Source organism: Thalassotalea sp. SU-HH00458 (genome assembly GCF_040362795.1).
Classification (GTDB): Bacteria; Pseudomonadota; Gammaproteobacteria; order Enterobacterales; family Alteromonadaceae; genus Thalassotalea_H; species Thalassotalea_H castellviae.
Map to the genome: position 1 here is coordinate 572,656 of NZ_BAABWW010000001.1, position 26,070 is coordinate 598,725.

A 26,070-nucleotide genomic window follows, 5' to 3' on the forward strand; every position below is an offset into this window, starting at 1 on the left:
GTTTTTATGCTGATTTTTAAACGTGATTTAACTATTGCTTTTCGTCATAAAGACGACATTTTGAACCCGTTACTCTTTTTTATTATCGTTATTACTTTATTTCCTTTAGGAATAGGACCAGAATCGAATACATTAGCTAAGATAGCCCCCGGTATTATTTGGGTGGCAGCATTATTATCTACTCTATTATCACTGGATCGATTGTTTAAATCAGACTTTCTTGATGGCTCATTAGAACAAATGCTACTCAGTCCCCATCCTTTATTTATCATTGTGCTAGGCAAAGTTATTGCCCACTGGTGTTTAACAGGCTTACCGATTATTTTTATTGCTCCTTTGCTCGGTTTATTGCTGCATTTAGACGAAAACAGTTATTCAGCTTTAATGTTAACCTTATTGTTAGGAACACCGATTCTTAGTTTTTTAGGTGCTATTGGTGTTGCGCTTACTGTAGGCATTAAAAAAGGCGGCGTTTTACTGAGTTTATTAGTACTCCCTCTTTATATTCCAGTATTAATATTTGCGACCAGTGCTATTGATACTGCGGCAATGAGCTTACCCTATAGCGGACAGCTTGCTATAATTGGCGCACTATTAATAGGTTCTATAACATTATCCCCTTTTGCGGTTAGCGCCGCACTAAAAGTGAGTACCAACTAATGTGGAAATGGCTTCATCCTTATGCTAACCCAGAAGTGTCTTATCACTTCGCCGGACGATTAATTCCGTGGTTTTCTAAATTAACGTTTATTTTGCTTTTTATCGGTTTGAGTTGGGCACTTTTATTTGTCCCTGCGGATTATCAGCAAGGTAACAGTTTTCGCATCTTTTATTTACATGTACCTGCAGCCATTCTTTCCATGAGTATTTATGTCGCAATGGCAATAGCAGCATTATCAAGCCTTGTTTGGCAAATTAAATTAGCCGATGCTTCTGCGGCGGCCATGGCCCCAGTTGGTGCTGTATTTACCGCCATTGCGCTAATCACTGGCGCTGCTTGGGGCCGTCCTACTTGGGGCACATGGTGGATCTGGGATGCCCGCTTAACATCAGAGCTTATTTTATTATTTTTATATTTAGGTGTCATAGCCCTGCACAATGCTTTTGAAGATAAAACACTCTCAGGCAAAGCTGCGGGAATTTTAGCGCTGGTTGGGGTAGTCAACATCCCTATTATTAAATATTCAGTAGAATGGTGGAATACCTTACATCAAGGTTCAACGGTTTCGAAATTAGGCGCACCTTCTATGTCTTCAAGTATGTATTGGCCATTTTTGGTATGCTTTATTGGTTTTATCTGCTTTGTAACCTGGATTATATGTCTTCGTTTTCGAAATGAGATTTTAGCTCGAAACGCGATGCGAGCTTGGGTACGTGATCTTGTCAGTAAAACGGAGGGTAAATAATGCAGTTTTCGAGTTTCGCTGATTTTATAGCTATGGGCGGCCATGGTTTTTATGTGTGGTTATCTTATGGGATAAGCATTACGTTATTAATATTATTAGTATTTTTAAGCATCAAAAAGAATAAAGATATCATTAACCAGATACAGCGTCGTCAACAAAGAGAAGCTAAATTCAAACAAGCAGCACAACGTCAAAAAGATAATTTTTCTCAAGAGGTAAGTCATGAATCCACGCCGTAAAAAACGCTTAACTATCGTTTTATCTTTGTTAATCGGAATAAGTATTATCAGTGGTTTAGTTTTATATGCCTTGAGCCAAAACATCGACTTATTCTACACACCTCACGAAGTGGTACACGGGAAAGATGATACAGGAATTAAACCTAAGGTAGGTCAACGAATAAGAGTGGGTGGATTAGTCGTTGTCGGTAGCGTAAAACGCGACGCCGATAATTTAAAAGTACAGTTTGACCTAACCAATAAAGGCGAAGTCATCACCATAAAATATGATGGCATACTGCCCGATTTATTCAGAGAAGGTCAAGGCATAATCGCAAACGGTAAGTTAAGCCAATCACGTGTACTTGAAGCAAGTGAAGTATTAGCAAAACACGATGAAAACTATATGCCGAAAGAGATTGCTGATTCCTTAGGTGAAGGTCACGAAGCGCCAAAATATACCAAAGAGCAATTAAAACCAACAGGATGATAGCGCTGACTTATTAACAAAGCGTTGAAATAGAAAAGCCCTTAATCAAAGTTAAGGGCTTTTATTTTTTAATACTTGACGTCGTTGGTGATAAATTCTGCTAAGCAATTTTATCAGTTGGTAAAATACGCTCTCCAAGCTTATTAATAATTTCAACATCGCCATTACAAACTGCAACAATCGTTTTATCTTTTTTTAAATTTTCAGGAATAATGACTCTTCCTGTCACTGATTTTTCAAATGTGCATACCTGATGTTTCAATTCTAAAGCTGTGTCACAATAATAAATGATAGTGACTAGCTCAACTTCATTACGACTCATAAATAACCCTACTGCTTATCTTATAAAGCCTCAAACTATGTGGTACTTATTGGCTTATAATTATAAATGGTTTACTTCTGTCCTAAAGTTATTGCTAATTTCATTCCATCTTAAACTCAAGCGATACTACTACACTAGGTTTGACTCTGAAACTGCTAACTACTTTTCTAAGTGATTTTGTGACTTGGTTTTCGCACTGTGCAGATAAAAAAAACCCTGAGTACAAGACTCAGGGCGATCAAATACGATCTTTTTTAACGCACCCTCAACTAGTGAGTTCGGATATCCTTAAGGATAAATGCTTTTCTGGAAATAAAGTTTTAGGCTTTCTTTCTTAATTTATGACCTTTTAAGGCATAGAAAATGATAAATAAATAACTTGGCAGCATGAGCGCATAGGCCCCTTGTGCCCCCAATCCTGCAACATTTCCTAATCCTATTAGTAGTGGACCTAACGCTCCACCGGCAATCCCCATAATAAGTAACCCTGAAGCTGTCCCGGTTAATCGACCTAAGCCACTTAACGCTAGAGGCCAAATAGCAGGCCACACCATAGCGTTGGCAAAACCTAATAAAGCAATACACAACAAAGGTTCTGGTAATTCAGGGCCACCAAATGGGACGAGTAAAAGATTCGAAATTAAAAATGAATCATTGCTACCAAAGACAACCGCGGCAACAGTCACAATACCCGCGATACCCGACATCACTAAGGCATTTTGTTGTGACATATATTTAGGGATAAGGGCGATACCAATGGCATAACCTATCAACATACAGGCCATGGTATACGAGGTCATCATTGAGAAGTCAGCAACACCAATTGCTAATGCGTATGAGCCAATAGTATCTGCCGCTATTACTTCTACAGCAACATATAAAGCAATACCAATAACACCAAGTACTAAGTGTGGATGTTTTAGCGCTTCTCTGACTTCACCTTTAGCATTCGGGTTTTCATCTTCAAAAACTAAATCAGGCAAAGGTGAGAATTTTGCAAAAGCGGCAAAAATAAAGATCAGCGATGATACGGCGATATAAGGTAAAACAAGACTATCGGCCATAGTATCTTTTTGCGCTTGGCTTAAAGATGCCCCTTCACCAGCAACTGCGGCAACAGTAACCATGGCAAAAATAATAGGAACAATAACGCCAGCAAACTTATTCAACAAGCCCATAATACAAACACGCACCGCCGCTGAATCTTCTGATCCCATTTTAACTACATAAGGATTAACGGCTGTCTGTAAAATTGTTTGTCCAACGCCAATCAGCAACTGGGCAAATAAAAATATTTCAATCATTTGGAGTTTAGCCGCAGGAATGTACAATAATGCAGAACTCGCCATTACCCCACAACCAATCGCCATACCATTTTTGTAGCCTACCTTTTTGATCAACATAGCTGATGGTATTCCCGCTATGGTAACCGCAATATAAAAAGATGAAATAATAAACGAGGCCTGAATGGGCGACAGCTCAAGCATTTGTTGTAAAAATGGCGTAATAGCCCCATTGAGCCAAGTTATACAACCCAATATAAAAAACATTGAGCCGGCCAGCGTCATTGGTAACAAAATGCTCGGTTTCTCTTGTGACATTGTCATATCCATAGTTTCCTCAAATTTAATCTTTTTATTATAGTTATTTACTTTGTATAAACTCTTTGTCCACCAATCCATGTCGACTCAACACCCAACTGATCATTTAATATAACAAAATCAGCTTGCGCTCCAACCGATAGATTACCCCGAATAGCTCCTTGATTGATATAATCAGCAGGATATTGACTAGCCATTCTAATGGCTTCGTCTAATACAATCCCAATACCTAAATGCGTATTTTTAACCGCTGTCGCCATATCTAAAGCAGCACCTGCTAATTCACCTGTGGTTGAGGTTAAACGTCCATCATTTAAATATACCGTACGATCAAAAAATGAAAATTCAGTTTGATCGGTACCAATGGTTGACATAGCATCGGTGACTAAAAACACTTTTCCTTGAGGTTTAGTTTTTAGTGCCAATTTTGCCGTTGTATAATCAACATGATGACCATCGATAATCATGCCACAACTCGCTTGATCATTTAATAACGCACAGCCAGTTACGCCAGGCGCCCGACTTTCAATTGGAGACATAGCATTAAACAAATGCGTATAACCGTCTGCCCCCACATCCATCGCCGCTTGAGCTGTTTTAAAGTCAGCATTGGTATGCCCTAAACACACCTTGATACCTAACGATACCATTCGATGAATATCATCTGTTGAAACCGTTTCAGGTGCTAAAGTTACTAAGATTTGACCTATGTCTTTGCGCTCAAGTATTTGCCATTCTGCTTCAGAAATTGTCCGAATGTATTCTTGAACGTGTGTGCCTTTTTTCGCAACCGATAAATGAGGTCCTTCAAAATGAATACCTAAAATCCCCGGAACGGCTTCTTTGATAGCTAATGCCATGGCATCAGCAGCCTGAGCCATAACCTCAACTTTATCGGTGATCAGTGTTGGTAACATGCCTGTGGTACCAAACTGTGAATGGGCGGTGATGATGGTTTTTAAATTGTCTAATGAGGGAGAATCATTAAACAGTACACCACCACCACCATTAACTTGTAAATCTATAAATCCCGGTGCAATCATGCCTTGAACAACCACATCTACAGAGGTGGTATCGTCATCAATTGATAGCACTTTTCCACCTTCAATAGTTAACACTTGATGCTCGTAAAATTGCTGGCCATCAAATATTTTATCTGCATGAATGCGTAAACGAGTCATTATAAAGTCCGCGTCACTTTTTTAAGGCCTTTTGGCTCATCAGGGTTAAACCCTCTTGAAACTGAAACTTCAGCTACGTCCAAATAAAAACGTTGTAATACCACTAATGGTGCTAAACGAGGATGTACACTGAGATCTGTTTGACGTAAATGAACTAAATCAGCACCACGTTCCGTCATTTCATTTATTTGTTCTTGATGCGACTGAGCACTTTCATCGTTAACTTCACAATTTAATATCGCTAGCCCTTGCTCAACTAAAGTGACCGGGCCATGTAAAAATTCAGCACTACTAAATGCTTCTGCGTGAATAGAACTTACTTCTTTAAGTTTCAATGCCATTTCTTTGGTGATGGCATAACCTAAACCACGACCAAGCACGACCATATTTTTAACACCGTCAATGGATTGTGAAGTTAATTGCGGCGCTGAATCAATAATGGTTTGCATAGCAGACGGTAATGTATCTAATGCTGAGATAAGCTCGTTATTTTCAGTCCAGTATGCCGTAAGTTGCAATAAGGCTGACAAAGTAGCTAAATAACTTTTAGTCGCAGCAACGGAGATTTCTGCCCCGGCTTTCAGAGGTAAAACTTCATCAACAATATCTTTCAACGGTGAGGTTTCATCATTGACTAATGCAACACAATAGGCCCCTGCTTTTTTTGCCATCTCTGCTTGCGCGATAATATCTGGGCTACGACCCGACTGTGAGATAACAATCACTAATGCTTGTTCTAACTTAAGTTGTTTACCATAAACGCTCGAAACAGATGGAGCTGCGGCAAACGTTGGAATACCCGCTTCAATTTCAATTAAATATTTACCAAAAACACCGGCATGATCCGAAGAGCCACGGCCAATAATCATTACCATTTTCGGAGCAATTTCACGTAATTTAACACCAATTTTTTCTGCTAATGCTTTATTCGCTAATAATTGGCCTTCAACCACAGATGGTGCTTGTTTAGCCTCTTGTTCCATAATTGTTTGTGTCATGTTCAAACCTTTGTTAATTTTTTAATCTTGTAACGATTGATTGATTCAACCATTAATCTACGGATTTACAACAATGCGAGTTGTTGTTGTGCATATATCACTGAGCCAACTTCTGGAGGACATAAAGGCTCTGCTAATTTATTTTTCACATCTTGATCTAACCAAGGCAAAATTCGAGGAGTTAACCCCCCTATTAAGGAGATTCTCGGCGGATTTTGTTTCTCAAGTTGACGAGCAATACCACTGATATAGCCAGCACCTTCTTTTACTATTTCAAGGGCAACTTCATCACCTTCCTCAGCGGCATCAAATACCAAATTGGCCATTTTTGCATAAAAGGCTGCAGGCTTACCGGCAATAGTTTCAACCATTTCTAAGCCATCGCTCACTTTTAATAACGCCAATAATTTTTGATTGATCAACGAGCCAGCTTTTAAGCCATCTAAAGACATCAACACATGATTCGCCGCCTGAAAACCAAACCACGCACCGCTACCTTTATCACCATGAGGGAAGCCATGACCGCCTAATGTGTAGGGGTGACCATTCACATATGAAAACCCACAAGAGCCAGTACCTGTGATCATCACTGCGCCGTCTTGACCATTATGCGCGCCTAAACACGCAATCAATAAATCTGTGGCTAAAAACATTTGCTTAAAGGGATGTTGCCAATTTGACATTTGCTCGAATAAAGCCGGTAAATTAACTCCCGCTAAACCGACCCCTGCAACAATATCTTTAAGTTCAATCGCTTTTAATCCCGCATCTTTAATCGCTAATTCTGCCGATTCAGTAATTGAATTTATCGCTTGCTCATAGCCATGAAGCGGATTTGCAGGTCCAGAAATGCCTGTGCCTAAAATATTATTGCTAGCATCAACGAGTATGGCTTTGCACTTACTACCACCACCATCAATACCTAAAAAGAATTCTTTGTTGTCACTGCTACTAAGCATGTTGACCTCATGTCTACTACATTTATCTACAAGTCATTTGATAAAAATCAAAACTTAAAATTTTTAACTGCTTTCATACTAACCACAAATGACAGCGTTGTCATTTGTTTTTTCATAAAAATCACATTTTTTTTTAAATTTACCGTACATAAAAATTTAACAGATTGATTTTTAACGTAAATCATTAAAAATCAATCTGTGATTAATCATCAATTTAGTTGTATTTAACCACAACCGTTCGGCCTTTTCTTGCTTGATCAACCGTCATAGTTCTAGTTTTCACCTCAGTGTTAACTTTCACCGGTTTGATATATCGTTGCCAATCTTTACCTTGTTCTTGATATTCGATCGCTAAACCAGGAAAAGCAGAATTGGCAGAAAACAATCCATTTTCAATTTTAGCACCGACAGTCGGCAAGCGATATTTCACGTCGGCAACATCTAACTTTGGAAATTCTTTTTGTCCCAAGGCATTAGCAAATAATTGCCATTGTTTATCTCGTTCAGTTTGCATTGCTTGAGTAAACACGTCGCTGTCTTGACTATATTTATACCCAATATAATTATAAGGTACAGCCCATGACGCTTTATGCCACGCACGCTCAGCAAGTGCGATAACTCGAGGGAATATTTTATATTCAGCGATATTATCGGTGCGAACATTTTCGCTCCATAACTGCCCTTGTATTCCCAAAAAGCTTCGACCTTGTTCAAGAGGTTGGTGAATTATTTTCCCCTGTTCATCGGTTTGTACCGTATCGTCTGAAATATAAGGTTGATCTTGACGATCTAACCAAAATTCAGCATGAGCCGGTAAGTTTTGCGGCATAAACTGAAAAACTTTTTCAGTGTTAGTTCGACGAGAGGCCCAGTAATAGCCATGTTCTTTCGGATCAGCTTCGTATGGAAAATCAAAGTAAGTAACGTCAGGAATAGACAAAACTACTTGCCAATTTCTATTCGCTAGTTTGTTGACTTTCGTGTGACCACCCCAAGGTAAATGTTCCCATGCATTCGCTTGAACTACCGCAGGCATATTTTCTTTATTGGTATGATCTAGGCCATCACTCCATGCTGCAGGCTCTATCCCCATGTCAGATATCATATTAGAAACACGTTCAACAAAATAAGCACCAAGTTGCGACATTTTTGTCACGCCATAGTCATTATTGACAATAAACGCTTTACAAACATCAGACTCCAACCACGCACCGGCGGTTTCATCAGCACCAATATGATATCGAGTTAACGGCTGTCCTGCGTCAGCATGAATTTTTTGTACTTCTGTCATGACTTTTTTGATAAAACGATATGACGATTCTTGACAGGCATTAATGGTATTGTCGTTATAAAATTGTACCGATGAATACTTAGTGGTGTCATTGGGATCGTGTAATAAATATTGCTCCGCTTTTTCCTTATCTTCCAGTTGGCTGTATTTAGTATAACGCGCGGCCATTGCTTTAATTGCGGCGCGAGAATGGCCTGGCATATCTAATGAAGGTAATACTTGAATATGTCTTGCCGTAGCCGCTTGTAAAATTTCGGTATAATCAGCGACGGAATAAAAGCCATTCACTGAAGAATTACTATCAACACCAGCACCTAATTGCGGCATTAAGCACGATTGTTCATCTAGATCTAAACAACGTTTACTGCTCAGTTGAGTTAATTCAGGTAGGCCAGGAATTTCAAGACGCCAGCCTTCGTCTTCTCCCATATGTAAATGCAATTTATTCAATTTATATGCCGCCATTTGATCAAGCAGCTTTAAGATAAAAGCTTTACTGCGAAAGTTGCGGGCCGTATCAATGAGCAGGCCTCGAAATTCGTATAATGGTTCATCCTCAACATGAAGATAAGGCACCGTCTTTTTCGCTAATGACACTAAGCTAGCAAGTGATTGTAAGCCATTAAATACACCATTATTGTCAACCCCGACGATAGTGATACCCGTTGAATCAATATCAGCAGTATAACTGCCAATCATTTTCGTTTTATCTACTTCTATACTGAGCTTTAGGTTTGCGCCTTTTGCATGTTGACTTATGCCAAACATTGCTAAACGTTCAATAGCCGCTATTACTAATGATTTATCGGTATTACCAAAATCAATATTGATCCCCTCGGATAAGTCGAGTAGTCCGTTATTTTCTGAATATTTCACAACTTTAGGTGTGGGAATAATGACCTTACTGACATCTAGTAATGTATCACCTAAGGCACTATTTCGCTGATAAAAACCAACACTGTCTAACCAAGGTGTTTTATCGTCTTTCGTCCGTTTAAAATGGTGTTGATAATCGGTATAGTCGTTTACATAAGGTACATATTCTAATTGAGTATCAGGATCAATTTTTGCTCGTGTGCTGTCAATTACTCTGGCTGTTAAATTTTCGCCGCTTATAATATAATTTGGCATAATGTCAGACTCAGCAAGTGACCAAAAGCTTGCCCGAAAGACAATGGTTTTACTTTCCCCTTTAATAAATCCTTTAAATTTTTCCGTTGGCGTTATGGTATGTAAATCACCGTTGAGATGAGTGAAGGTAAATTCTTCGCTATCAAAATTATGCAATGGCGCGATTTGACTAATATAGATTTGCCAGTCAGTTGCTAATATGGTTTTTTGTGGCGTTAGTGTAATACTTGCTTCAAAACATAAGCCATCTGTTTTTGTTTTGTCACACTTCTCGGGAACCGCATTACTTATTAACGAAAAAGATACATCTAATTGTTGCGCTAATGCATCTAAATCAGATTGTCGTACCTTATGAAGCACCTGGTCATCGGATTTTGACTGCGCTGAAGTAACCGGTGTGTGAGGTGCTTTTTCGCAGCCGATAATAAACACACCGACAGAAAAGAGAATACTTAGCAGTTTTTTATTCATATAAACGACTCTTAATTTTAAATGAAGACAATAAATTAATGTAAACATCACCTATTTTGACAGCGCTGTCAAAACTTTCTTTACTTAGTTTATAAAAATATAGTAATTTACTGAGTAGTTTTACAGTAATTACACAGATAAAAATTACCTCTTATTAATCAATTTTATATCTTTATTGATGGGTTAATAAATAATCAATCTTGATACTATGCAATGTTTCGTCTTATTAGTTGTTATATTAAGGCTGCTATAGCTGTAACCATCTGAATTTAATAAAAAGAGAAAAAAATCATGTCAGAAGCAATTAACAAAATAGTAATTGTTGGTGGTGGTACCGCCGGATGGATGAGCGCCGCAAGTCTCGGAAAATTTTTAGCCGATAAAAATGCGGATGTCACTATCATTGAATCTACGGCGATGGGCACAGTCGGGGTTGGTGAAGCAACTATCCCAAATATTGTTAGCTATAACAAAAATTTAGGGCTTGATGAAGTTGAGTTAATTAAAGCAACTCAAGCCACTTTCAAGTTAGGGATTCAATTTGAAGATTGGCATAAAGTTGGCGAGCAATTTTTTCATCCTTTTTCCGATTACGGCATGCCAGTCAATAACATTGATTTTCATCATTATATTAATCGAGCCAATAAAGAAGGCTTAAACCTCGATATTAATGATTATTGTTTTCCGTCGGTTCTGGCAAAAAAAGGTAAATTTGCTCAACCACATCCAAACCCGCCAACGCCTTTGGCTGACTACCAATATGCTTTTCATTTTGATGCCGGTTTATATGCTAACTTTCTAAAATCCTTCGCAATTAATTTGGGAGTTAAACACCTAGATGCCCTGATCAATAAAGTTAATATAGATGAAAAAACCGGTTTTATATCTTCTGTAACATTAGAATCAGGAGAAATCATTGAAGGTGATTTATTCATAGATTGTTCTGGTTTTAAAGGGTTATTAATTGAAGAAGCATTAAAAACAGTTTACGAAGATTGGAGTCAATGGTTAATTTGTGACAGCGCATTAGCCTTACAAACTGAACTCGTCGGTGAGCCTGCACCATATACACGTTCCATTGCCAAACCATATGGATGGCAATGGCGAATTCCATTACAGCACAGAATGGGCAATGGATATATTTTCGCTAGCCAATACCAATCGGATGAAGATGCAGAAAAAGAATTGCGCTCAACAATAGAAGGTAATGCGATTAACAAGGTTCGAAAATTCAAGTTTCAACCCGGCCGTCGTAAACAAGTATGGAATAAAAACTGTGTCGCAATTGGCCTTTCTTCTGGTTTTTTAGAGCCTCTTGAATCGACAAGTATTTCGCTAATTCAATCAGCAATCGACAAGCTACTAACTTTCTTCCCTGATAAGTCTTTTAATCAGCACGACATTAACGAAGTAAATCGCTTACACAATGAAGAATTAGAACATATCAGAGATTTTCTTATACTCCATTACAAAGCGACCGCTCGGGAAGATACTCCGTTTTGGCAACACTGTAAGGATATGGAAATTCCAGATTCATTAGCGCATAAAATAGCGCTTTTCGAAAGCCGCGGCCATATTATTATTCGTGAAAATGAGTCATTTGAAAAAGCCAGTTGGTTAACTATGTACAATGCATTTGGCATTAAACCCTTACGTTTTGATGAACGCGTGAACACAGTACCACTCAATATTTTAGCGACGAACTTATCCCAAATGAAACAATCCATTGACAATGCCGCTCAACAAGTCAATTCTCATCAAACTTTTATCGATATGCACTGTAAAGCCAGTATGACATCAGTAAAATAACAGGAAAATGACATTTGATAAGATAAGCAAAAAGGCGCCCAAGCGCCTTTTTTTAAGTTGACATCAAACCGCTTCTCTTACATTTTCGGTGCAGCACAATATTGTTTTAAAAACTCGTCATGACTGGGTTGTTTATCGGCAATATCGATTAAACCTTGCTTACCTTTGTCTAGAATAGCTTTTAGCTTTTGATAATCCCAGGTGTCCATGGTGGGATTATAGTGATCAGGTTCGACTTTCATACCATTAAATACAGCGTACCAACTCGTAGGTTGAAATAGCTCTTCTGCACCAGGGATGAGCCCGCCAGAAGCCTTAAAAAAGTCTAGCTTTTTCTGTAATGTTGCAGGAATTTCCATATTTTTACACCAACGCCAAAACTCAGAATCTTCACGTTGTGTAGTACAATAATGCAGCACAAGAAAATCTCGAATTTCTTCGTAATCAACTCTAACACGACGGTTATACTCATTGATTAAAACTTCATCACACTGCTTGGTTGGAAACATACGAATAAAATAAGCAATTGTTTTAGAGACCAAGTGAATAGCCGTCGACTCTAACGGTTCAATAAAGCCTTGCGCTAAGCCAAGTGACAAACAATTTTTATTCCATGGTTTATTTCGTAAACCGGTGGTAAATGGAATCACCCTTGGTGATGTAATAGGCTCACCCTTTATATTTGCTAAGAGCGTGTTTATTGCTTGTTCGTCTGTGATGTATTTATCACAAAACACATAACCGTTGCCGGTACGATGTTGTAGCGGAATACGCCACATCCAACCCGCTTCTTTGGCTGCAGAAACCGTATAGGGGTTGGTGTCACCGACATTGTTAGTTTGAACCGTTACCGCTCGATTACAAGGTAAGTATTTATCCCAACTTTCATACCCGGATTGTAACGTTTGTTCAATTAACAGCCCCCGAAATCCAGAGCAATCGATGAAAAAATCTCCTGAAATCGATTGACCTGACGCTAAGAAAACCGACTCAATCTCCCCATTTTTCGTTTGTATAACTTGTTCAACTTTTCCTTCAGTGCGAATGACCCCTAACTTTTCAGCATAGTTGCGTAAATACTTACCAGCTAACCCTGAATCAAGGTGTAACGCATAAAACGCTCGCTCTAATGGCGTATTTTTAGCGGCAAAAGGTAAAAAGAACTTTCCTTTTTCAGCAAGTACAGATTCTGGAGAATGCGCCATTAAGGGGGTTTTATCTCCTTCAGCTTTAGATTTTAACCAGCACTGAAAAAAATCATAGCCGTCAATACTTTTACCAACCGTACCAAACGGATGAAAGTACTTTTCACCTATGGTGTGCCAATCTTCAAATTGAATGCCTAATTTAAAACTTGCTTGAGTTTCTTTAATAAAATCTATTAAATCAATACCTAAGCTATTTAATATAGAAATCAAAGGCGGAATAGTGGCCTCGCCAACGCCAATAATGCCAATATCGTCAGACTCGACCAGCTCAATTGTTAAATCGGTATTTTTAAAAATATTACTGATGGTTGCTGCTGCAATCCAACCGGCAGTGCCGCCGCCGACAATGACTATTTTTTCAATGGGTTCTTGAGTTGTTTTCATAATTTGAATACCGCAATTACTTTTTATGGATAAAATGACAGTGTGCTTTTAAAAAATCACCATGCGTTGGCGCAGCATCGACAGAATGTTTCACCCTATCTTTCATGTATTGTAAATTCTTTTGTAAATAAGCCAATTCCATCGCATCCGCTCGTTTATCATAACTATCAGGGTAGATTTTAAAACCGTCAAAAATTGCTAACCAACTGTCTTTACCAAAAATCTCCCAAGGGTATTGCAAAACATCCCCACGAGATTGATACGCGGCTAATTTTTCGGCTAACTTTTCGGGTAGCTCCATATTACGGCAAAATTCCCATAATGGAGCATCAGTTCGTTGATTTGCTTTATAATGAAGAATGATAAAGTCGCGCACTCTTTCATATTCTAAAATGGTAACTTCATTAAATTTATCAATAGTTTGTTGATTATATTGAGGTTGTTCAAAAGACAATATAATTTTTTCAATGGCCGTTTCGACCAACGCGATACTGGTGCTTTCTAGCGGCTCTAAAAATCCTGAAGATAAACCAACTGCAATACAGTTTTTATTCCACGCTTGCTTCACTCTGCCAGGAGTGAATGAAAACTTACGGGGAGTATGAAGTGGCTTACCTTCAAGGTTCGTTAATAAACATGCTTCTGCCGATTCATCATCAATAAACTGGCTTGAATACACTAATCCATTTCCCATGCGATGTTGTAAAGGTATTTTCCATTGCCAACCTGCCTCATGCGCCTGAGAAACCGTTCTTGCAAGCGGCTCTCCCACTGTTTCACTTTGTACAGCAACGGCTCGATCGCACACGAGCCACTGACTCCAGTCTTCAAATTCAACATTTAACGCTTTTTTTGTTAATAAGCTTCTAAAGCCTGTGCAATCGATGAAAAGCTCACCTTCAATGCTAGTATTGTCTTCAAAAATTAAAGATGAAATACTGCCATCATCAAGTAATTTAACGCTCGCGATCTTATTATCAACAATGTTAACACCGTGATTAAGTGAGTATTCTCGCATTAAGTCAGCAAATAATGTCGCGTCAAAATGAAGTGCCCAATCAAAAATTTCTAATTGGCTTTCAGGTTTTTCAGAAGGCAGAGTAAATCGACTTTCTTGAGCTAATTGTACTCCTAATGAGTAATCAGCCAATGCTGAGTTACCACCACTCACCTTGTCTTTCATCCAATAATGATGAAAGGGTACTTCTTGCGTTCCTTGACCATAAATACCAAAAGGATGAATAAATGATGTGCCTTTTTTATACCAATCTTTAAATTCGATACCGAGTTTGCATGTAGCTGCCGTTGCTTTTATCACATCGAGATCGGTTAAGCCCAATTTACTATAAAAGCGACGTAATGTAGGAATGGTTGCTTCTCCAACTCCTATTGTGCCAATTTGTGATGATTCAACTAAGGTAATTTCAACGGGCATATCTTTAAAGTGTTGACTAAGTGCTGCTGCAGTCATCCAGCCTGATGTACCACCACCGGCAATTACAATTGATTTTATTTGTCTGTTTTTATTATTCATCACTTTTACCTTAACACTCCATTATTATTGCCATGAAATACCGAACAATGATCCAATAAATTATGGAAAAATACTACTTTATCTCAGTAGGTCATTTTACTATATAGTGTCACTGCACCTTTTTCATGTTTAACAAAGCATATCATATTGCTAAAAAATTCTTACCGCGTATTAAAGCGTTATCATATTGATTATTAATTTAAATGTTTTATTAAAAACAAAGCTTCCAGTATTTTTTACCTTGCTGTTTAAACGATTTATTCAATGGATATTTATAAAAAAACCGCCACATTGAATGCGGCGGTTTTTAACGATACTCGTTATACTTTATGTCATTCTAACGAATTAGAACGTTACACGAGCACCCACTGTCCAACGAGCTTCATATACGTTTTGAAATGCTTTTTGCTTTTCAAAGCCGATATAAGTTTGTTGATACTCTTCGGTAATATTTGAACCGTTCACGTAAAAACTTACTGTTTCGCTAAAGTTATACGAAGCATTGAAGTCAAGTTGTGAGTAATCATCTTGATAAAGTGATTGGTTACCTGTACCTGCGCTACCTGCTGTATGTAAGCGAGGGCTACGAGAGTTCCATGCTAAACGCGTTGAGAAGGTATCGTTTTCATACCATACAACAGCATTGTATGTATCTTTTGACATGCCACCAAACGGTAAATCATCGCCGTGTACGTCTTTAGCTTCTTGTGAGCTATCAGCATATGTGTAGTTTAAGTCGAAACCTACGTTAGCAAAAACGCTGTCTTCACCTAAGAAATCACTTAAAGCAACTTTACCGCCGACTTCGTAACCTGATACATCACCACCAACACCTTGAGTTGTTGCATTGAATGGATGAGGACCACGACGGATACCATCTGAATCAGGCTCATCAACCATGATGATAGTGCCTTCAGTAAAGCTTTCAATATCAATGCCGTAAGTTGAGATAAAGAACATTGATGCATCGCCAGCATACCACTCAGCAGAAAGTGAGTAGTTTTCTGAACGCCATGGGTCTAACTCAGGGTTACCGTTAAGCGTACCGTTTTGTACACGCATACAGCCACATTCGTCGTTAAATACTGAACCAACAACTTTACCAGCGCCCCATTGAGCTAAGTTCAATGCTTGCATATTTTCAGAATAAGCAGCACGTAAAACTACGTCATCTGTAACTTGGTAAGCTAAATTCATTGATAATAATTCATCAGTAAAGCTACGCTCTGTTACAACATCACCAATATCTGGACCTAAGCCTGAATGAGGTAAGTTAGGACCAACAAGGTTTTGTTTCACAAATAAATCAGTTTGAATCACTTTAAGGCCAACGTTACCGCTTAATGCTTCGTATTCAAAGTTAACTTGAGTGAAATAAGAAATTTCATCTAAACCAACATTATAGGTAGCGCCACCATTTTCTGTACGAGCAACATTACCAAACGTATCTTTATGGAATTGCTCAGGGTCACGGAAGTTACTTGGGTCAATAACCCAAATGCCTGGGATACCTTGAACATTACCAAAATCTGTCTGCCAAGAAACCGTTGTGTATTGATCAAGCGCTGTAGGCGCTAATAACGTGTAAGGTGTCCACACGCCATCTACGTACTCACCTGTACCTTCTTGTTCATAACAAGGTGTGCCTTCAGCTGCGCCGTTGTAGTTTTGGTCAACTGCTTTCCATTGTGCGATATCACAACCGTTACCGAAATCAGACGTGTAAGTAAATTGGTCATGATCAACTTTACGTTGGCTAAAACGAACACCAAAATCAACGCTTGTGATGAAGTCATGATCATCTAACGCATAATTCCACTTAGTGCTGAAAGTCGATAATTCACCAACATCATCTGTGTTACCTTCTGAAGAGAAAGCACCAATGTGGTATGAATCAAGATCAGCCATGTAATCAGCAACAGACATCATGCCTTTACCGCCCATAACTTGTTGGTCGAAACCACCAAACACAGGGAATTCACCAGAAGCATCATGCGTTAAGAAGAAGTCGCTATCTTGAATACCAGTAGAGTATTGAGCGTTACAACCACCTTCAGAGCCAATGATCTCTTCGCCGTTGGTACAGTATTGTGCAGGGTTAAGACCACCAGGTCCTAATACTAAAGCACCACTGTCGATACTCATGATATCACCTTCACCATATGCATGACGCATTTTAGCGGTTGCACGAGCGTGAGTTGCACGGACAGTACCTGTTAAGTTACCGCCATTATCAAAGTCTAATTGTAAGTTGAAATTTTGAGACTTCTCTTCGTTTACGTTCGCTTGAGTGAATGTTTGTAAACGGTATGGACGCATCTTAAATGCATCAACAGCTTGCCAAGGATTACCAGCAGCATCAGTGAAAGTATCGCCTGTTGCATGAGTAGCAAAACCGTATTGAGCAAATGTTTGCCAGCGGTTGTTATTGTTAAAACCAGAACGTGCATTAAAACGATCTTGTTGGGTGTAGAAGTAATCAGCCGTTAAAACAAATCCTTCGCCTAAATCAGCTTGAAGTGAAAGTTGTAATGCATCACGTTCACGCTCTTCTGTTTTGTTAAAGGCTGTAAAACCATGAGGAACGATGTTATATACATCACCACCTTCTGCCGGCTCACTCCATGTGTGGTTGTTGTTCGTCCAACCTAAACCACCATTTTCTGACGTATCGTTATGACCATTGTAATCAGATGCTAAAGTCGCTTCTTGAGTAACCGCAGAAATTAATACACCGATTTTGCCATTATTATATGCTGCTAAACCATGTAATGTTGGATCTGTTTCTTTAGTAATAGAACCGCGAGTCGCTTCAACACCACCAGCGAATGTCCAACCTTCATCCATATCAAATGGACGACGAGTTTTAAGATCAATAGAACCGGCAATACCTTGTGCAGTATTTGAAGCAGTTGCTGATTTATAGACATCAACACCACCAAATAATTGTGCAGGTAAGTCACCTAAATCAGCACCAGAACTATCGATGGTTGTTGCTGACAAGAATGTTTCACCGTTCATGGTTGTGTCTACTTGAGGTAGACCACGAATTTGTACCGGTCCACCTTCACCAGCAACACGTTCAATTTGCACACCAGAAATACGTTGCAGTGAATCAGTAATAGTAACATCAGGTAATTTACCAATATCTTCAGCAGCTATACCGTCTACTTGAGAATCAGCAAAACGTTTACCGTTGATACTTGCTTTCGTTGAACCACGGATACCCGTTACTTCAATAACTTCAATTTCTTTTTCAGCGCCTTCAGCTGCCATTGCTAATGGTGTAGCACCACCTGCAATGATCATAGCGATAGAGCTTGCTAATACGCCTTTTTTAAATGTTTTAGATGACATCGACTTTCCCTTACACACGTTTTTATAAATATGTTAATTATTTTCATGGAACCTTAATTAACGACAGCGCTGTCTTTTTGGTTCATGACAGCGTTGTCATAGGTTAGATAAAACCATACACAAAAAATCTATCCATGGCTATACTTGATCTCAATATATTCTAAATTTTTCTGTAAGTTACTATTTATTAATGACTTTATTTTTAATAAAAAATCATTCATCGCGAAAAGAAACCATTGTTTTTATATTAATTTGTTAAATATTAGGATAAAAACCACATTTTAGTGAATAAAAATACAATTACAGGCATAAAAAAAGGAATGTTGATTAAACATTCCTTTTAAAATAATAACGATAAGGTTATTTATTTTTAGCTTGTTTATAAAAGTTAATTAAGTTTTCAGTTGAACAATCATGCTTATCGGAAATGCTTTCACCCTCTAATTCTACTTGAATACTTGCCGCTAACCCTTTACCTAACTCAACCCCCCACTGATCGAATGAACATATCTGTAAAATAATTCCTTGTACAAAAATCTTATGCTCATAAGCCGCGATCAGGCTACCTAAGGTTTCAGGATCGATACGTTTCAACAAGATAGTATTGGTTGGTCGATTGCCTTTATGAACTTTATGCGGTGCTACTTTATCAATATATTCAGGTGTACGGCCTTTCGCCTTTAAATCTGCACGCACTTGCTCTTCATTTACACCCGTCATTAATGCTTGTGTTTGTGCAAAAAAGTTAGACATTAATGTTTCATGATGGCCTTGCACCGGTGTCACACTTTCCACTGAGCCAATAAAATCAGCAGGAACGACATTGTTACTTTGATGCAGATATTGATAAAAAGCGTGTTGGCCATTAATCCCTAACTCCCCCCAAATTGACGGTACCGTTGCATAATCAACTTCTTCGCCATCCCATGAAACTGATTTACCATTACTTTCCATTTCGGCTTGTTGTAAATAAGCCGCCAGCATATGTAATGTTTGATCGTATGGAAGAATCGCTTGTGATTTAGAGCCTAAAAAGGTGGTATTCCAAACACTTAACAATGCCATTACCACAGGTAGGTTTTGTTCCAGCGGCGCATTAACAAAGTGTTGATCCATCTCATCAGCCCCGGCTAATAATGCTTTGAATTTATCAAAACCTAAATCCAAGGCAATCGCCAAACCGATGGCAGACCATAGAGAAAAACGTCCGCCAACCCAGTCCCACATACCAAATATATTTTCTTCTTCGATACCAAATGACATGGCATTTTCTTTATTGGCTGTCACCGCAACAAAGTGCTTGCCAACCGCTCTCTCATCAAATGAAGAAGCCGTTAACCACTTTATCGCTGTTTTTGCATTAGTCATGGTTTCAGTTGTCGTAAATGTTTTACTCGAGACAATAAACAGAACTTTTTCAGGATCTAATGGGCGCAATATTTCAACGATTTGAGCACCATCTACATTGGAAACATAATGAACATTGACACTGTGATCACTATAATGTTTTAACGCTTCTGTGACCATTTGAGGACCAAGATTTGAACCACCGACACCAATGTTTACAATGTCTGTGATACGTTTTCCTGAATACCCCTTCCATTTACCTTCTCTAACGCGATTGACAAAACCTTCCATTTTTGTCAATTGAGCTTGCACGCTTTCGGTGACGTTATCGCCATCGACAATGAGAGGTTCTGTGCTATTACGACGTAAAGCAGTATGTAATACAGCTCGGTCTTCGGTTTTATTGATTTTTTCGCCCGCGAACATTTTAGTACGCCATTCAACCACTTCGCATTCATTTGCTAACTCAAATAACGTTGACATGGTTTCACTATCAATTAAGTTTTTAGAGTAATCTAAAAGCATTTTTGGCAACTCAATTGAAAATTTATTAAAGCGATCTTTATCTTGCTCAAATAAATCGTTCATATGTTGAGATTTTTTGTTTAATGCCAATTGGCTTAATTTTTTCCAACTAGTTAAAGATTGGCGACTTGACATAACTCTTCCTAATGCATAGTTTATTATCTGATGAGGTAACCATATTTAAAAATGACAGCGCTGTCAAACCATAAATATGATCAAAGGCTATTTAGTACTTTAACATGTAAGTTAAGTGAAGCTTATGATAAAAGCTTGCTGCTTATTCAATAAAGCAATATTCTACCCATCTCAGTAAAATACTATCAAAATAACAATTATAATTTAAGGCTGTATGGATAGATGAAAGCAACAATTAACGACGTAGCCAAACAAGCGGGTGTTTCTATTAAAACAGTTTCTCGTGTGATGAACAACGAGCCTTCTGTTCGCCAACCTACCCGTGAAAAAGTGATGGAAGCCGTTAATGAATTAAATTATAAACCTAATTTAGCCGCAAGAAATCTTGCTGGTACTAAAGCTTATAGTATTGCCTTTATTTATGATAACCCAAATGCATATTACGTTATTGATATGCAAAACGGTATTTTGTCTGCGTGTAAACAGCAAGGATTTGAATTACTTATTCATCCGTGTAATTCAAATTCTGAAGGCATTGTTGATGAAATAACCAATATGGTAAAACATTCAAGAATCGCTGGTTTAGTCTTAACGCCGCCCCTTTCTGAAATGCCGGAATTTGTTAAACATCTTTTATCATTAGAAATAGATGTCGTTCGGATCATGTCTGGTGACATTGCCCCTGACGACCTTACCCCTTGTATTATGGTGAATGATCACCAAGCATCTATGCGTATCACTCAGCATTTAATTGATTTAGGCCATACCGATATTGGCTTTTTAGCCGGACAATCAGAACATATGTCAACGGTTGAACGATTAAGAGGCTATAAACAAGCGCTAGAAGAAAATGGGATAAAAATCGATCCGCGCTTAATCATCGATGGCGAATATTCGTTTGAATCTGGCGTAAACGGAGCAAAACAATTAATGGCAGGAGACGTACGACCAACTGCGATTTTTTCTTGTAACGATGAAATAGCTGCGGGGGCTTTATTTGCTTCTAGATTAATGGGAATTCCTGTGCCAGAGCAATTATCAATAACAGGATTTGAGAACAGCCCATTCTCTCGACAAACTTGGCCTCGTTTAACCACGGCGAACCAACCTAACCCGAAAATTGCTGAAGGTGCTGCCAACTTATTAATAGCAAAAGCAAGAAAACAAGCAGCTTCGAATATTATCACAGAATATACCCCGCAACTCGTGGTGCGTGACTCCACGAGTCAAATCAATCAATAAATCTATTAATTAAAGGGTATAAAAAAAGTGAAGGTAAACTTCACTTTTTATAGCCGATTCAAGTGTCCGAAAAATTAAAGATTATCAGGATCGTAACCCTGTTTAATTTTCTCAATACGTTCTTGATGCCTATGGTGCGCTTTTAAAGCAGCAACAGCAAAAGCACCGACAATTGCCACTATCGGGATTAATAGAGATAATGTTTCAGCTTTCAATAATTGCTCTAACCACTCCATGATAAACTCCTTTTTTACTTGATATTATTATTCTTCAAAGTAGGTTCCCCATCCATCATAATCAACTTTGCATTGTTTCGCCAACTCAAACATTGATTTCGTTTCATCTTTTAAAATATCTTCATCAAGTGGTTGCTCTGTGATGATATCAAACGCGAAAACTTTGGAGCCATCTTCGAGTTCTGCTTCTTCGGGCTCTTCAATTTCAAAGCCCATTTTAAAAGCAGATACTGCTGCTTTTTCTAATTGCTCAAAATCAGCAGATGAAAAATGATGCTCAATGGTATGGTGAGCCTCTTCATTACTGCCATCTTCAAGTAAAGCAGAAACAAGTGATTCTGTGTGCTCAAACCATTGTTGTAACGATTCATCTATCATTGTTCAGCCTCTTTATTTAAACGCTCAAATTGAGCTATCATTTTATCTCGGGTACTATTTGCAACGATCCGAATATTATCTTTTGTAATACCTTCTAATGAAATAGGTTCCATATATTCGATAATAATTTTACCATTATCCCAGCGGTTAAGGTCCACTTTGTTATGCATATTACTGACACAAATAGGTATTACAGGTACATTCGCTTGCATAGCCGTTCTAAACGCCCCTGTTTTAAAAGATAAGATACCTTTACCGTTACTGCGAGTGCCTTCCGGGAATAACCATACTGAAAGATTCTTTTCTCTGATTTTTTTAGCTGTTAATGCAATGGTATTCATTGCCTTATTAGTATTTTTACGATCGATTAAAATATTACCAGTTAACCAATACATTTGGCCGAAAAAAGGGATCCATTTTAAACTTTTTTTACCAACACTGACCGTATTTGGCAAGACAGCATTGGCTGCAGTAAAAATGTCATAACTATTTTGATGATTACAGATATAGACTGCCGGAGAAATTTTTCTCACAGAATCAGGTACACGCACTTCAACGTCTAATCCAAATATTTTCGTCACTTTCCCTAAGACTTTTGCCGTAATATAAACATTATTGGGATGAAAGGGTCTTAACAAACAATAAAGACAAGAAAATATACAAATAATGACTAAGGCAGTAGTCATTAAAATGATACGAATTAAAGCTAACAACTTACCATCCTACTTTTTTAAAGAAACGCGAGTATACACTAATCTTTCTGAGAAGATCGAATTTTCAATTAACCGACTCCTAAGCGCTACCGGTTTAAGGTCAAATAATAATATTCATCAGTGAGCCAATCATTGTTACCATGAAGTGATTGTTCCTACCAAGATAACACTCAAAAAATACAAATTAAAAACAGCGACTTATAAATTTTCAATTAAACAAGCTTATTTTTTTCCATTCAAGGTCTATAGTTACATTATCGCTGTGGTTAAAATAATCATCTACCCTTAGCGAATAACTGCCAGCGAGTCATCATTAAAAATAATAACGAACACGTACGCTTATAATAACGAACTGACCTGTGGAAAATAAAAGGAAAGACTAAATGAAAAAGTTGTTATGCTTTGTCATTATGCTTATTGGCTTTAACAGTTACGCCTTTACTGAGGTTGAGTTGACGAAACAATTTACTGATGACAAAAGTAAAAAGTTTTCTAATCAATGGGGCTTAGATGCCCTCGATATTCCGAAATACCTCAGTAACAATAGCGCAGAGTCATTGGGGTTAATTCTTCCAGAACAATCAAATGTAAACTTACATAGCAATACATATACTCACGTAAATAATGATCGGCTAACAAGCAATAATTCATCAAGTCTGTATCGACTGTCTTCGGTCAAAAGCACCGCCCAAAGCACTCCGATCAGTAGTGTTAATTTTGCTTACAGTAAAGGACGATTTAGTGCTGAAACTGGGGTGATATCAAATTCTAATAACTTGTTATCCAGCGGCAAAGTTTACCTTCAAGGTGCTTATAGTTTGTATGACAATCATCGATTAAATGTTTCATTGACGGCAAAAGTAGAAGCATTAGATGAAAGCAATGTCCAAAGCTATTTCGGCACAGATATATTTTCAAGTAATGTTTCTATTTTTGAAGAGTTACACGCAACCAATACAACGCTGGGCATAGTGAGTACTTATTCTATTAATAAACGATGGAAAGTATTGGGTATGTTAAGTTCAACAACGCTTGATGACAAAATAGAAAACAGCCCATTAGTTGAAGATAACAATCTGCATATGGCATTAATTGGTACCAGCTACGCTTTTTAAGCATCTGATAAATGCAGATTAAATATGCTGGATAAAAAAACGCTCAACCATATAAGTTGAGCGTTTTTTCATTAGCTAATACAAATGTTAATCTACTTGACTCATTCTATTAGAATAAATCATCTGGGATATTAAACAACGGTTCAGCACCAGCATTAATAGCTGCCATTAACGATAATCTGCGAGGTAATAATTTTGCAAAATAATATCTTGCAGTATGCAATTTACTTTGATGGAAAGCTTCATCTTCACTTACTTTGGCTAATGATACTTCCGCCATTTTTGCCCAAACAAGTGCCATTGCGGTATACCCAAAGATATGGAGAAAATCATTAGCAGAAGTCCCTAATTCTTCAATGTTATTAGAGGCAGCCGATAAAATATTTGACGTTGTTTTTTGTAGGTCATCTACCGCTACTTTAAGGGGAGCGATAAATTCTTGCATATTTTCAGCCGTCGTTTCACTAATAAACGCATTCGCATCATCGATGAAAATTTGCATAAATTCGCCTTTACTCCCTGCAATTTTTCGAGCTAATAAATCCATTGCTTGTATACCGTTTGTGCCTTCGTATATTTGTGCAATGCGAACATCACGAACTAACTGCTCTTGTCCCCATTCACGAATAAATCCATGACCGCCAAAGACTTGTTGACCTGCAACAGTATTCTCTAGTCCAAGATCGGTAAAAAAGGCTTTAGCCAATGGCGTCATCAAAGCAGTTAACTTCTCCGCTTTACTTTGAGCGTCTCCTTCACCATAGGTCGCAATATCTAACTGCATTGCGATATATAAAGAGAGTGCACGCGAACCTTCATTTAAGGCCTTCATATTTAATAACATACGACGAACATCGCCGTGAACCATAATAGAGTCGGCTGATTTATCTGGTGACTTTACGCCTGAAAGAGAACGACTTTGGACACGGTCTTTGGCGTATTCAAGGGCATTTTGATAAGAGCGTTCACCGGCTCCTAAACCTTGAATACCAACCCCGATACGTTCAAAGTTCATCATAGTAAACATACAGGCTAAACCTTTATTTACTTCTCCGACTAAATAACCTTTTGCATCATCAAAATTCATTACACAAGTTGCTGAAGCATGAATCCCCATTTTGTGTTCAATTGAACCACAAGATACATGATTTGCTGTGCCTATGGTTTCATCATCATTGACTAAAAATTTAGGTACTACAAAAAGTGATATTCCTTTTGGTCCTGCTGGTGCGTCTGGTAACTTAGCTAAAACTAAATGAATAATATTTTCAGTTAAATCATGTTCACCCGCGGTAATAAAAATTTTATTACCGGTGATGTGGTAACTACCATCTGCTTGAGGAACCGCTTTTGTTCGGATCATGCCTAAATCTGTACCTGCATGTGACTCTGTTAAACACATAGTGGCTGACCATTCACCACTATACATTCGAGTTAAGTAGCGTTGTTTAATTTCTTCGCTAGCATGTTTTGCTAAAGACAAGCCGGCACCGGCGGTTAAACCAGGATATAATGAAAATGAAATATCCGCAGAACAAAGCATTTCTTCATGTAAGGAAGTGATCACTTTAGGCATGCCCATGCCGCCATAATTAACGTCACCACCTAATGCTGTCCAGCCACCTTCAGCATAAGTTTGAAAAGCAGCTTGATAGCCCGGTGCGGTAGTGACATTACCATTGTCAAAACTCACACCAATTTCATCACCTTCTCTCGATAAAGGAGCGATCACCTGTTCAGCAATTTTGGCACATTCTAATAGAATCGCTTCAGAGGTATCACGATCAACATGCTCAGCTAGATTCGGTAAAGTTGCCCACAATTGATCGTTTTTGAAAACGTCATATAGCAGGTAATTCATATCTTTTATTGGTGCTTGGTAATCAGCCATGTGGTTAACCCTTAAAATTCAAACGTACATTTCAAACAATCGTTTGAATATAGCGTAATTTCAGTAAATGTAAAGTCTTTCACAGTAAAATCCTTGTCCTTCACTGTCAGGTTGCATAAAGTAGCTAA

Annotated in this window: 21 protein-coding genes; 7 read left to right on the forward strand and 14 right to left on the reverse strand. The window is 38.2% G+C overall.

Features of this window, described 5'->3' with window-relative positions; genetic code table 11:
- Positions 1–6: 6 nt before the first annotated feature.
- Genes ccmB through ccmE form a run of 4 tightly spaced genes read left to right on the forward strand, consistent with a single transcriptional unit; the run spans position 7 to position 2,114 of the window.
- Positions 7–660 (forward strand): heme exporter protein CcmB, encoded by a 654-nt coding sequence (ccmB, locus tag ABXH06_RS02520; RefSeq protein WP_503012479.1) that lies wholly within the window; start codon positions 7–9, stop codon positions 658–660.
- Positions 660–1,406 (forward strand): heme ABC transporter permease, encoded by a 747-nt coding sequence (locus ABXH06_RS02525; protein WP_311578632.1) that lies wholly within the window; start codon positions 660–662, stop codon positions 1,404–1,406. The genes ccmB and ABXH06_RS02525 overlap by 1 nt, the downstream gene beginning before the upstream one ends.
- Positions 1,406–1,645, forward strand: a complete 240-nt coding sequence (ccmD, locus tag ABXH06_RS02530) for a heme exporter protein CcmD (RefSeq protein ID WP_353517170.1) — start codon at positions 1,406–1,408, stop codon at positions 1,643–1,645. Before ABXH06_RS02525 ends, ccmD begins: the two co-directional genes overlap by 1 nt.
- Positions 1,629–2,114, forward strand: a complete 486-nt coding sequence (gene ccmE / locus ABXH06_RS02535; protein WP_353517171.1) for a cytochrome c maturation protein CcmE — start codon at positions 1,629–1,631, stop codon at positions 2,112–2,114. Before ccmD ends, ccmE begins: the two co-directional genes overlap by 17 nt.
- Positions 2,115–2,214: 100 nt before the next feature.
- On the opposite strand, the gene ABXH06_RS02540 is transcribed toward ccmE, so the two are convergent.
- From ABXH06_RS02540 to ABXH06_RS02565, 6 genes are all read right to left on the reverse strand, one after another.
- On the reverse strand, positions 2,215–2,436 hold the full coding sequence (locus ABXH06_RS02540; protein ID WP_311578639.1) for a TIGR02922 family protein: 222 nt from the start codon (positions 2,434–2,436) through the stop codon (positions 2,215–2,217).
- A gap of 320 nt (positions 2,437–2,756) precedes the next feature.
- Positions 2,757–4,049, reverse strand: coding sequence for an N-acetylglucosamine MFS transporter NagP (gene nagP, locus ABXH06_RS02545; RefSeq protein WP_353517172.1), 1,293 nt, complete (start codon positions 4,047–4,049; stop codon positions 2,757–2,759).
- A gap of 35 nt (positions 4,050–4,084) precedes the next feature.
- Entirely contained in the window at positions 4,085–5,218 is a 1,134-nt protein-coding gene (nagA, locus tag ABXH06_RS02550; protein WP_353517173.1) for an N-acetylglucosamine-6-phosphate deacetylase, read from the reverse strand.
- The gene (gene nagB-II / locus ABXH06_RS02555) at positions 5,218–6,216 is read right to left on the reverse strand and encodes a glucosamine-6-phosphate deaminase NagB-II (RefSeq protein WP_311578648.1); all 999 of its coding nucleotides are present in this window, start codon (positions 6,214–6,216) and stop codon (positions 5,218–5,220) included. The genes nagA and nagB-II overlap by 1 nt, the downstream gene beginning before the upstream one ends.
- Positions 6,217–6,281: 65 nt before the next feature.
- Positions 6,282–7,175 carry an N-acetylglucosamine kinase gene (nagK, locus tag ABXH06_RS02560; protein WP_353517174.1) on the reverse strand — a complete coding sequence of 298 codons (894 nt, stop codon included), beginning with the start codon at positions 7,173–7,175 and terminating at the stop codon, positions 6,282–6,284.
- A 214-nt stretch (positions 7,176–7,389) separates the two neighbouring features.
- A complete protein-coding gene (locus ABXH06_RS02565; protein WP_353517175.1) occupies positions 7,390–10,068 on the reverse strand; it encodes a beta-N-acetylhexosaminidase in 2,679 nt (892 codons plus the stop codon).
- 291 nt (positions 10,069–10,359) lie between these two features.
- On the opposite strand from ABXH06_RS02565, the gene ABXH06_RS02570 reads away from it, so the two are divergent.
- Positions 10,360–11,877 (forward strand): tryptophan halogenase family protein, encoded by a 1,518-nt coding sequence (locus tag ABXH06_RS02570; protein ID WP_353517176.1) that lies wholly within the window; start codon positions 10,360–10,362, stop codon positions 11,875–11,877.
- A 77-nt stretch (positions 11,878–11,954) separates the two neighbouring features.
- Here ABXH06_RS02570 and ABXH06_RS02575 read toward each other — a convergent pair whose 3' ends face one another.
- From ABXH06_RS02575 to pgi, 4 genes are all read right to left on the reverse strand, one after another.
- The gene (locus ABXH06_RS02575) at positions 11,955–13,469 is read right to left on the reverse strand and encodes a tryptophan halogenase family protein (protein WP_353517177.1); all 1,515 of its coding nucleotides are present in this window, start codon (positions 13,467–13,469) and stop codon (positions 11,955–11,957) included.
- A gap of 16 nt (positions 13,470–13,485) precedes the next feature.
- Entirely contained in the window at positions 13,486–15,003 is a 1,518-nt protein-coding gene (locus ABXH06_RS02580) for a tryptophan halogenase family protein (RefSeq protein WP_353517178.1), read from the reverse strand.
- A gap of 345 nt (positions 15,004–15,348) precedes the next feature.
- Positions 15,349–18,360 (reverse strand): TonB-dependent receptor, encoded by a 3,012-nt coding sequence (locus ABXH06_RS02585; RefSeq protein WP_353517179.1) that lies wholly within the window; start codon positions 18,358–18,360, stop codon positions 15,349–15,351.
- A 360-nt stretch (positions 18,361–18,720) separates the two neighbouring features.
- Positions 18,721–20,367 carry a glucose-6-phosphate isomerase gene (gene pgi / locus ABXH06_RS02590; protein WP_311578669.1) on the reverse strand — a complete coding sequence of 549 codons (1,647 nt, stop codon included), beginning with the start codon at positions 20,365–20,367 and terminating at the stop codon, positions 18,721–18,723.
- Positions 20,368–20,589: 222 nt separating this feature from the next.
- Here pgi and ABXH06_RS02595 point away from each other — a divergent pair, with 222 nt between their 5' ends.
- The gene (locus ABXH06_RS02595) at positions 20,590–21,609 is read left to right on the forward strand and encodes a LacI family DNA-binding transcriptional regulator (RefSeq protein ID WP_311578671.1); all 1,020 of its coding nucleotides are present in this window, start codon (positions 20,590–20,592) and stop codon (positions 21,607–21,609) included.
- Positions 21,610–21,683: 74 nt separating this feature from the next.
- Here the strand turns inward: ABXH06_RS02595 and ABXH06_RS02600 are convergent, their stop codons facing one another.
- The 3 genes from ABXH06_RS02600 to ABXH06_RS02610 are packed head-to-tail and all read right to left on the reverse strand — an operon-like array spanning position 21,684 to position 22,936.
- Complete coding sequence (locus tag ABXH06_RS02600) at positions 21,684–21,845, reverse strand: hypothetical protein (RefSeq protein WP_303454866.1); 162 nt, start codon at positions 21,843–21,845, stop codon at positions 21,684–21,686.
- Positions 21,846–21,872: 27 nt separating this feature from the next.
- Positions 21,873–22,223, reverse strand: coding sequence for a ribonuclease E inhibitor RraB (gene rraB, locus ABXH06_RS02605; RefSeq protein WP_311578677.1), 351 nt, complete (start codon positions 22,221–22,223; stop codon positions 21,873–21,875).
- Complete coding sequence (locus ABXH06_RS02610) at positions 22,220–22,936, reverse strand: 1-acylglycerol-3-phosphate O-acyltransferase (RefSeq protein ID WP_353517180.1); 717 nt, start codon at positions 22,934–22,936, stop codon at positions 22,220–22,222. The genes rraB and ABXH06_RS02610 overlap by 4 nt, the downstream gene beginning before the upstream one ends.
- Positions 22,937–23,319: 383 nt before the next feature.
- Here ABXH06_RS02610 and ABXH06_RS02615 point away from each other — a divergent pair, with 383 nt between their 5' ends.
- The gene (locus ABXH06_RS02615; RefSeq protein ID WP_353517181.1) at positions 23,320–24,051 is read left to right on the forward strand and encodes a MipA/OmpV family protein; all 732 of its coding nucleotides are present in this window, start codon (positions 23,320–23,322) and stop codon (positions 24,049–24,051) included.
- A gap of 109 nt (positions 24,052–24,160) precedes the next feature.
- Here the strand turns inward: ABXH06_RS02615 and ABXH06_RS02620 are convergent, their stop codons facing one another.
- The gene (locus ABXH06_RS02620; RefSeq protein ID WP_353517182.1) at positions 24,161–25,942 is read right to left on the reverse strand and encodes an acyl-CoA dehydrogenase C-terminal domain-containing protein; all 1,782 of its coding nucleotides are present in this window, start codon (positions 25,940–25,942) and stop codon (positions 24,161–24,163) included.
- Positions 25,943–26,070: the final 128 nt, after the last annotated feature.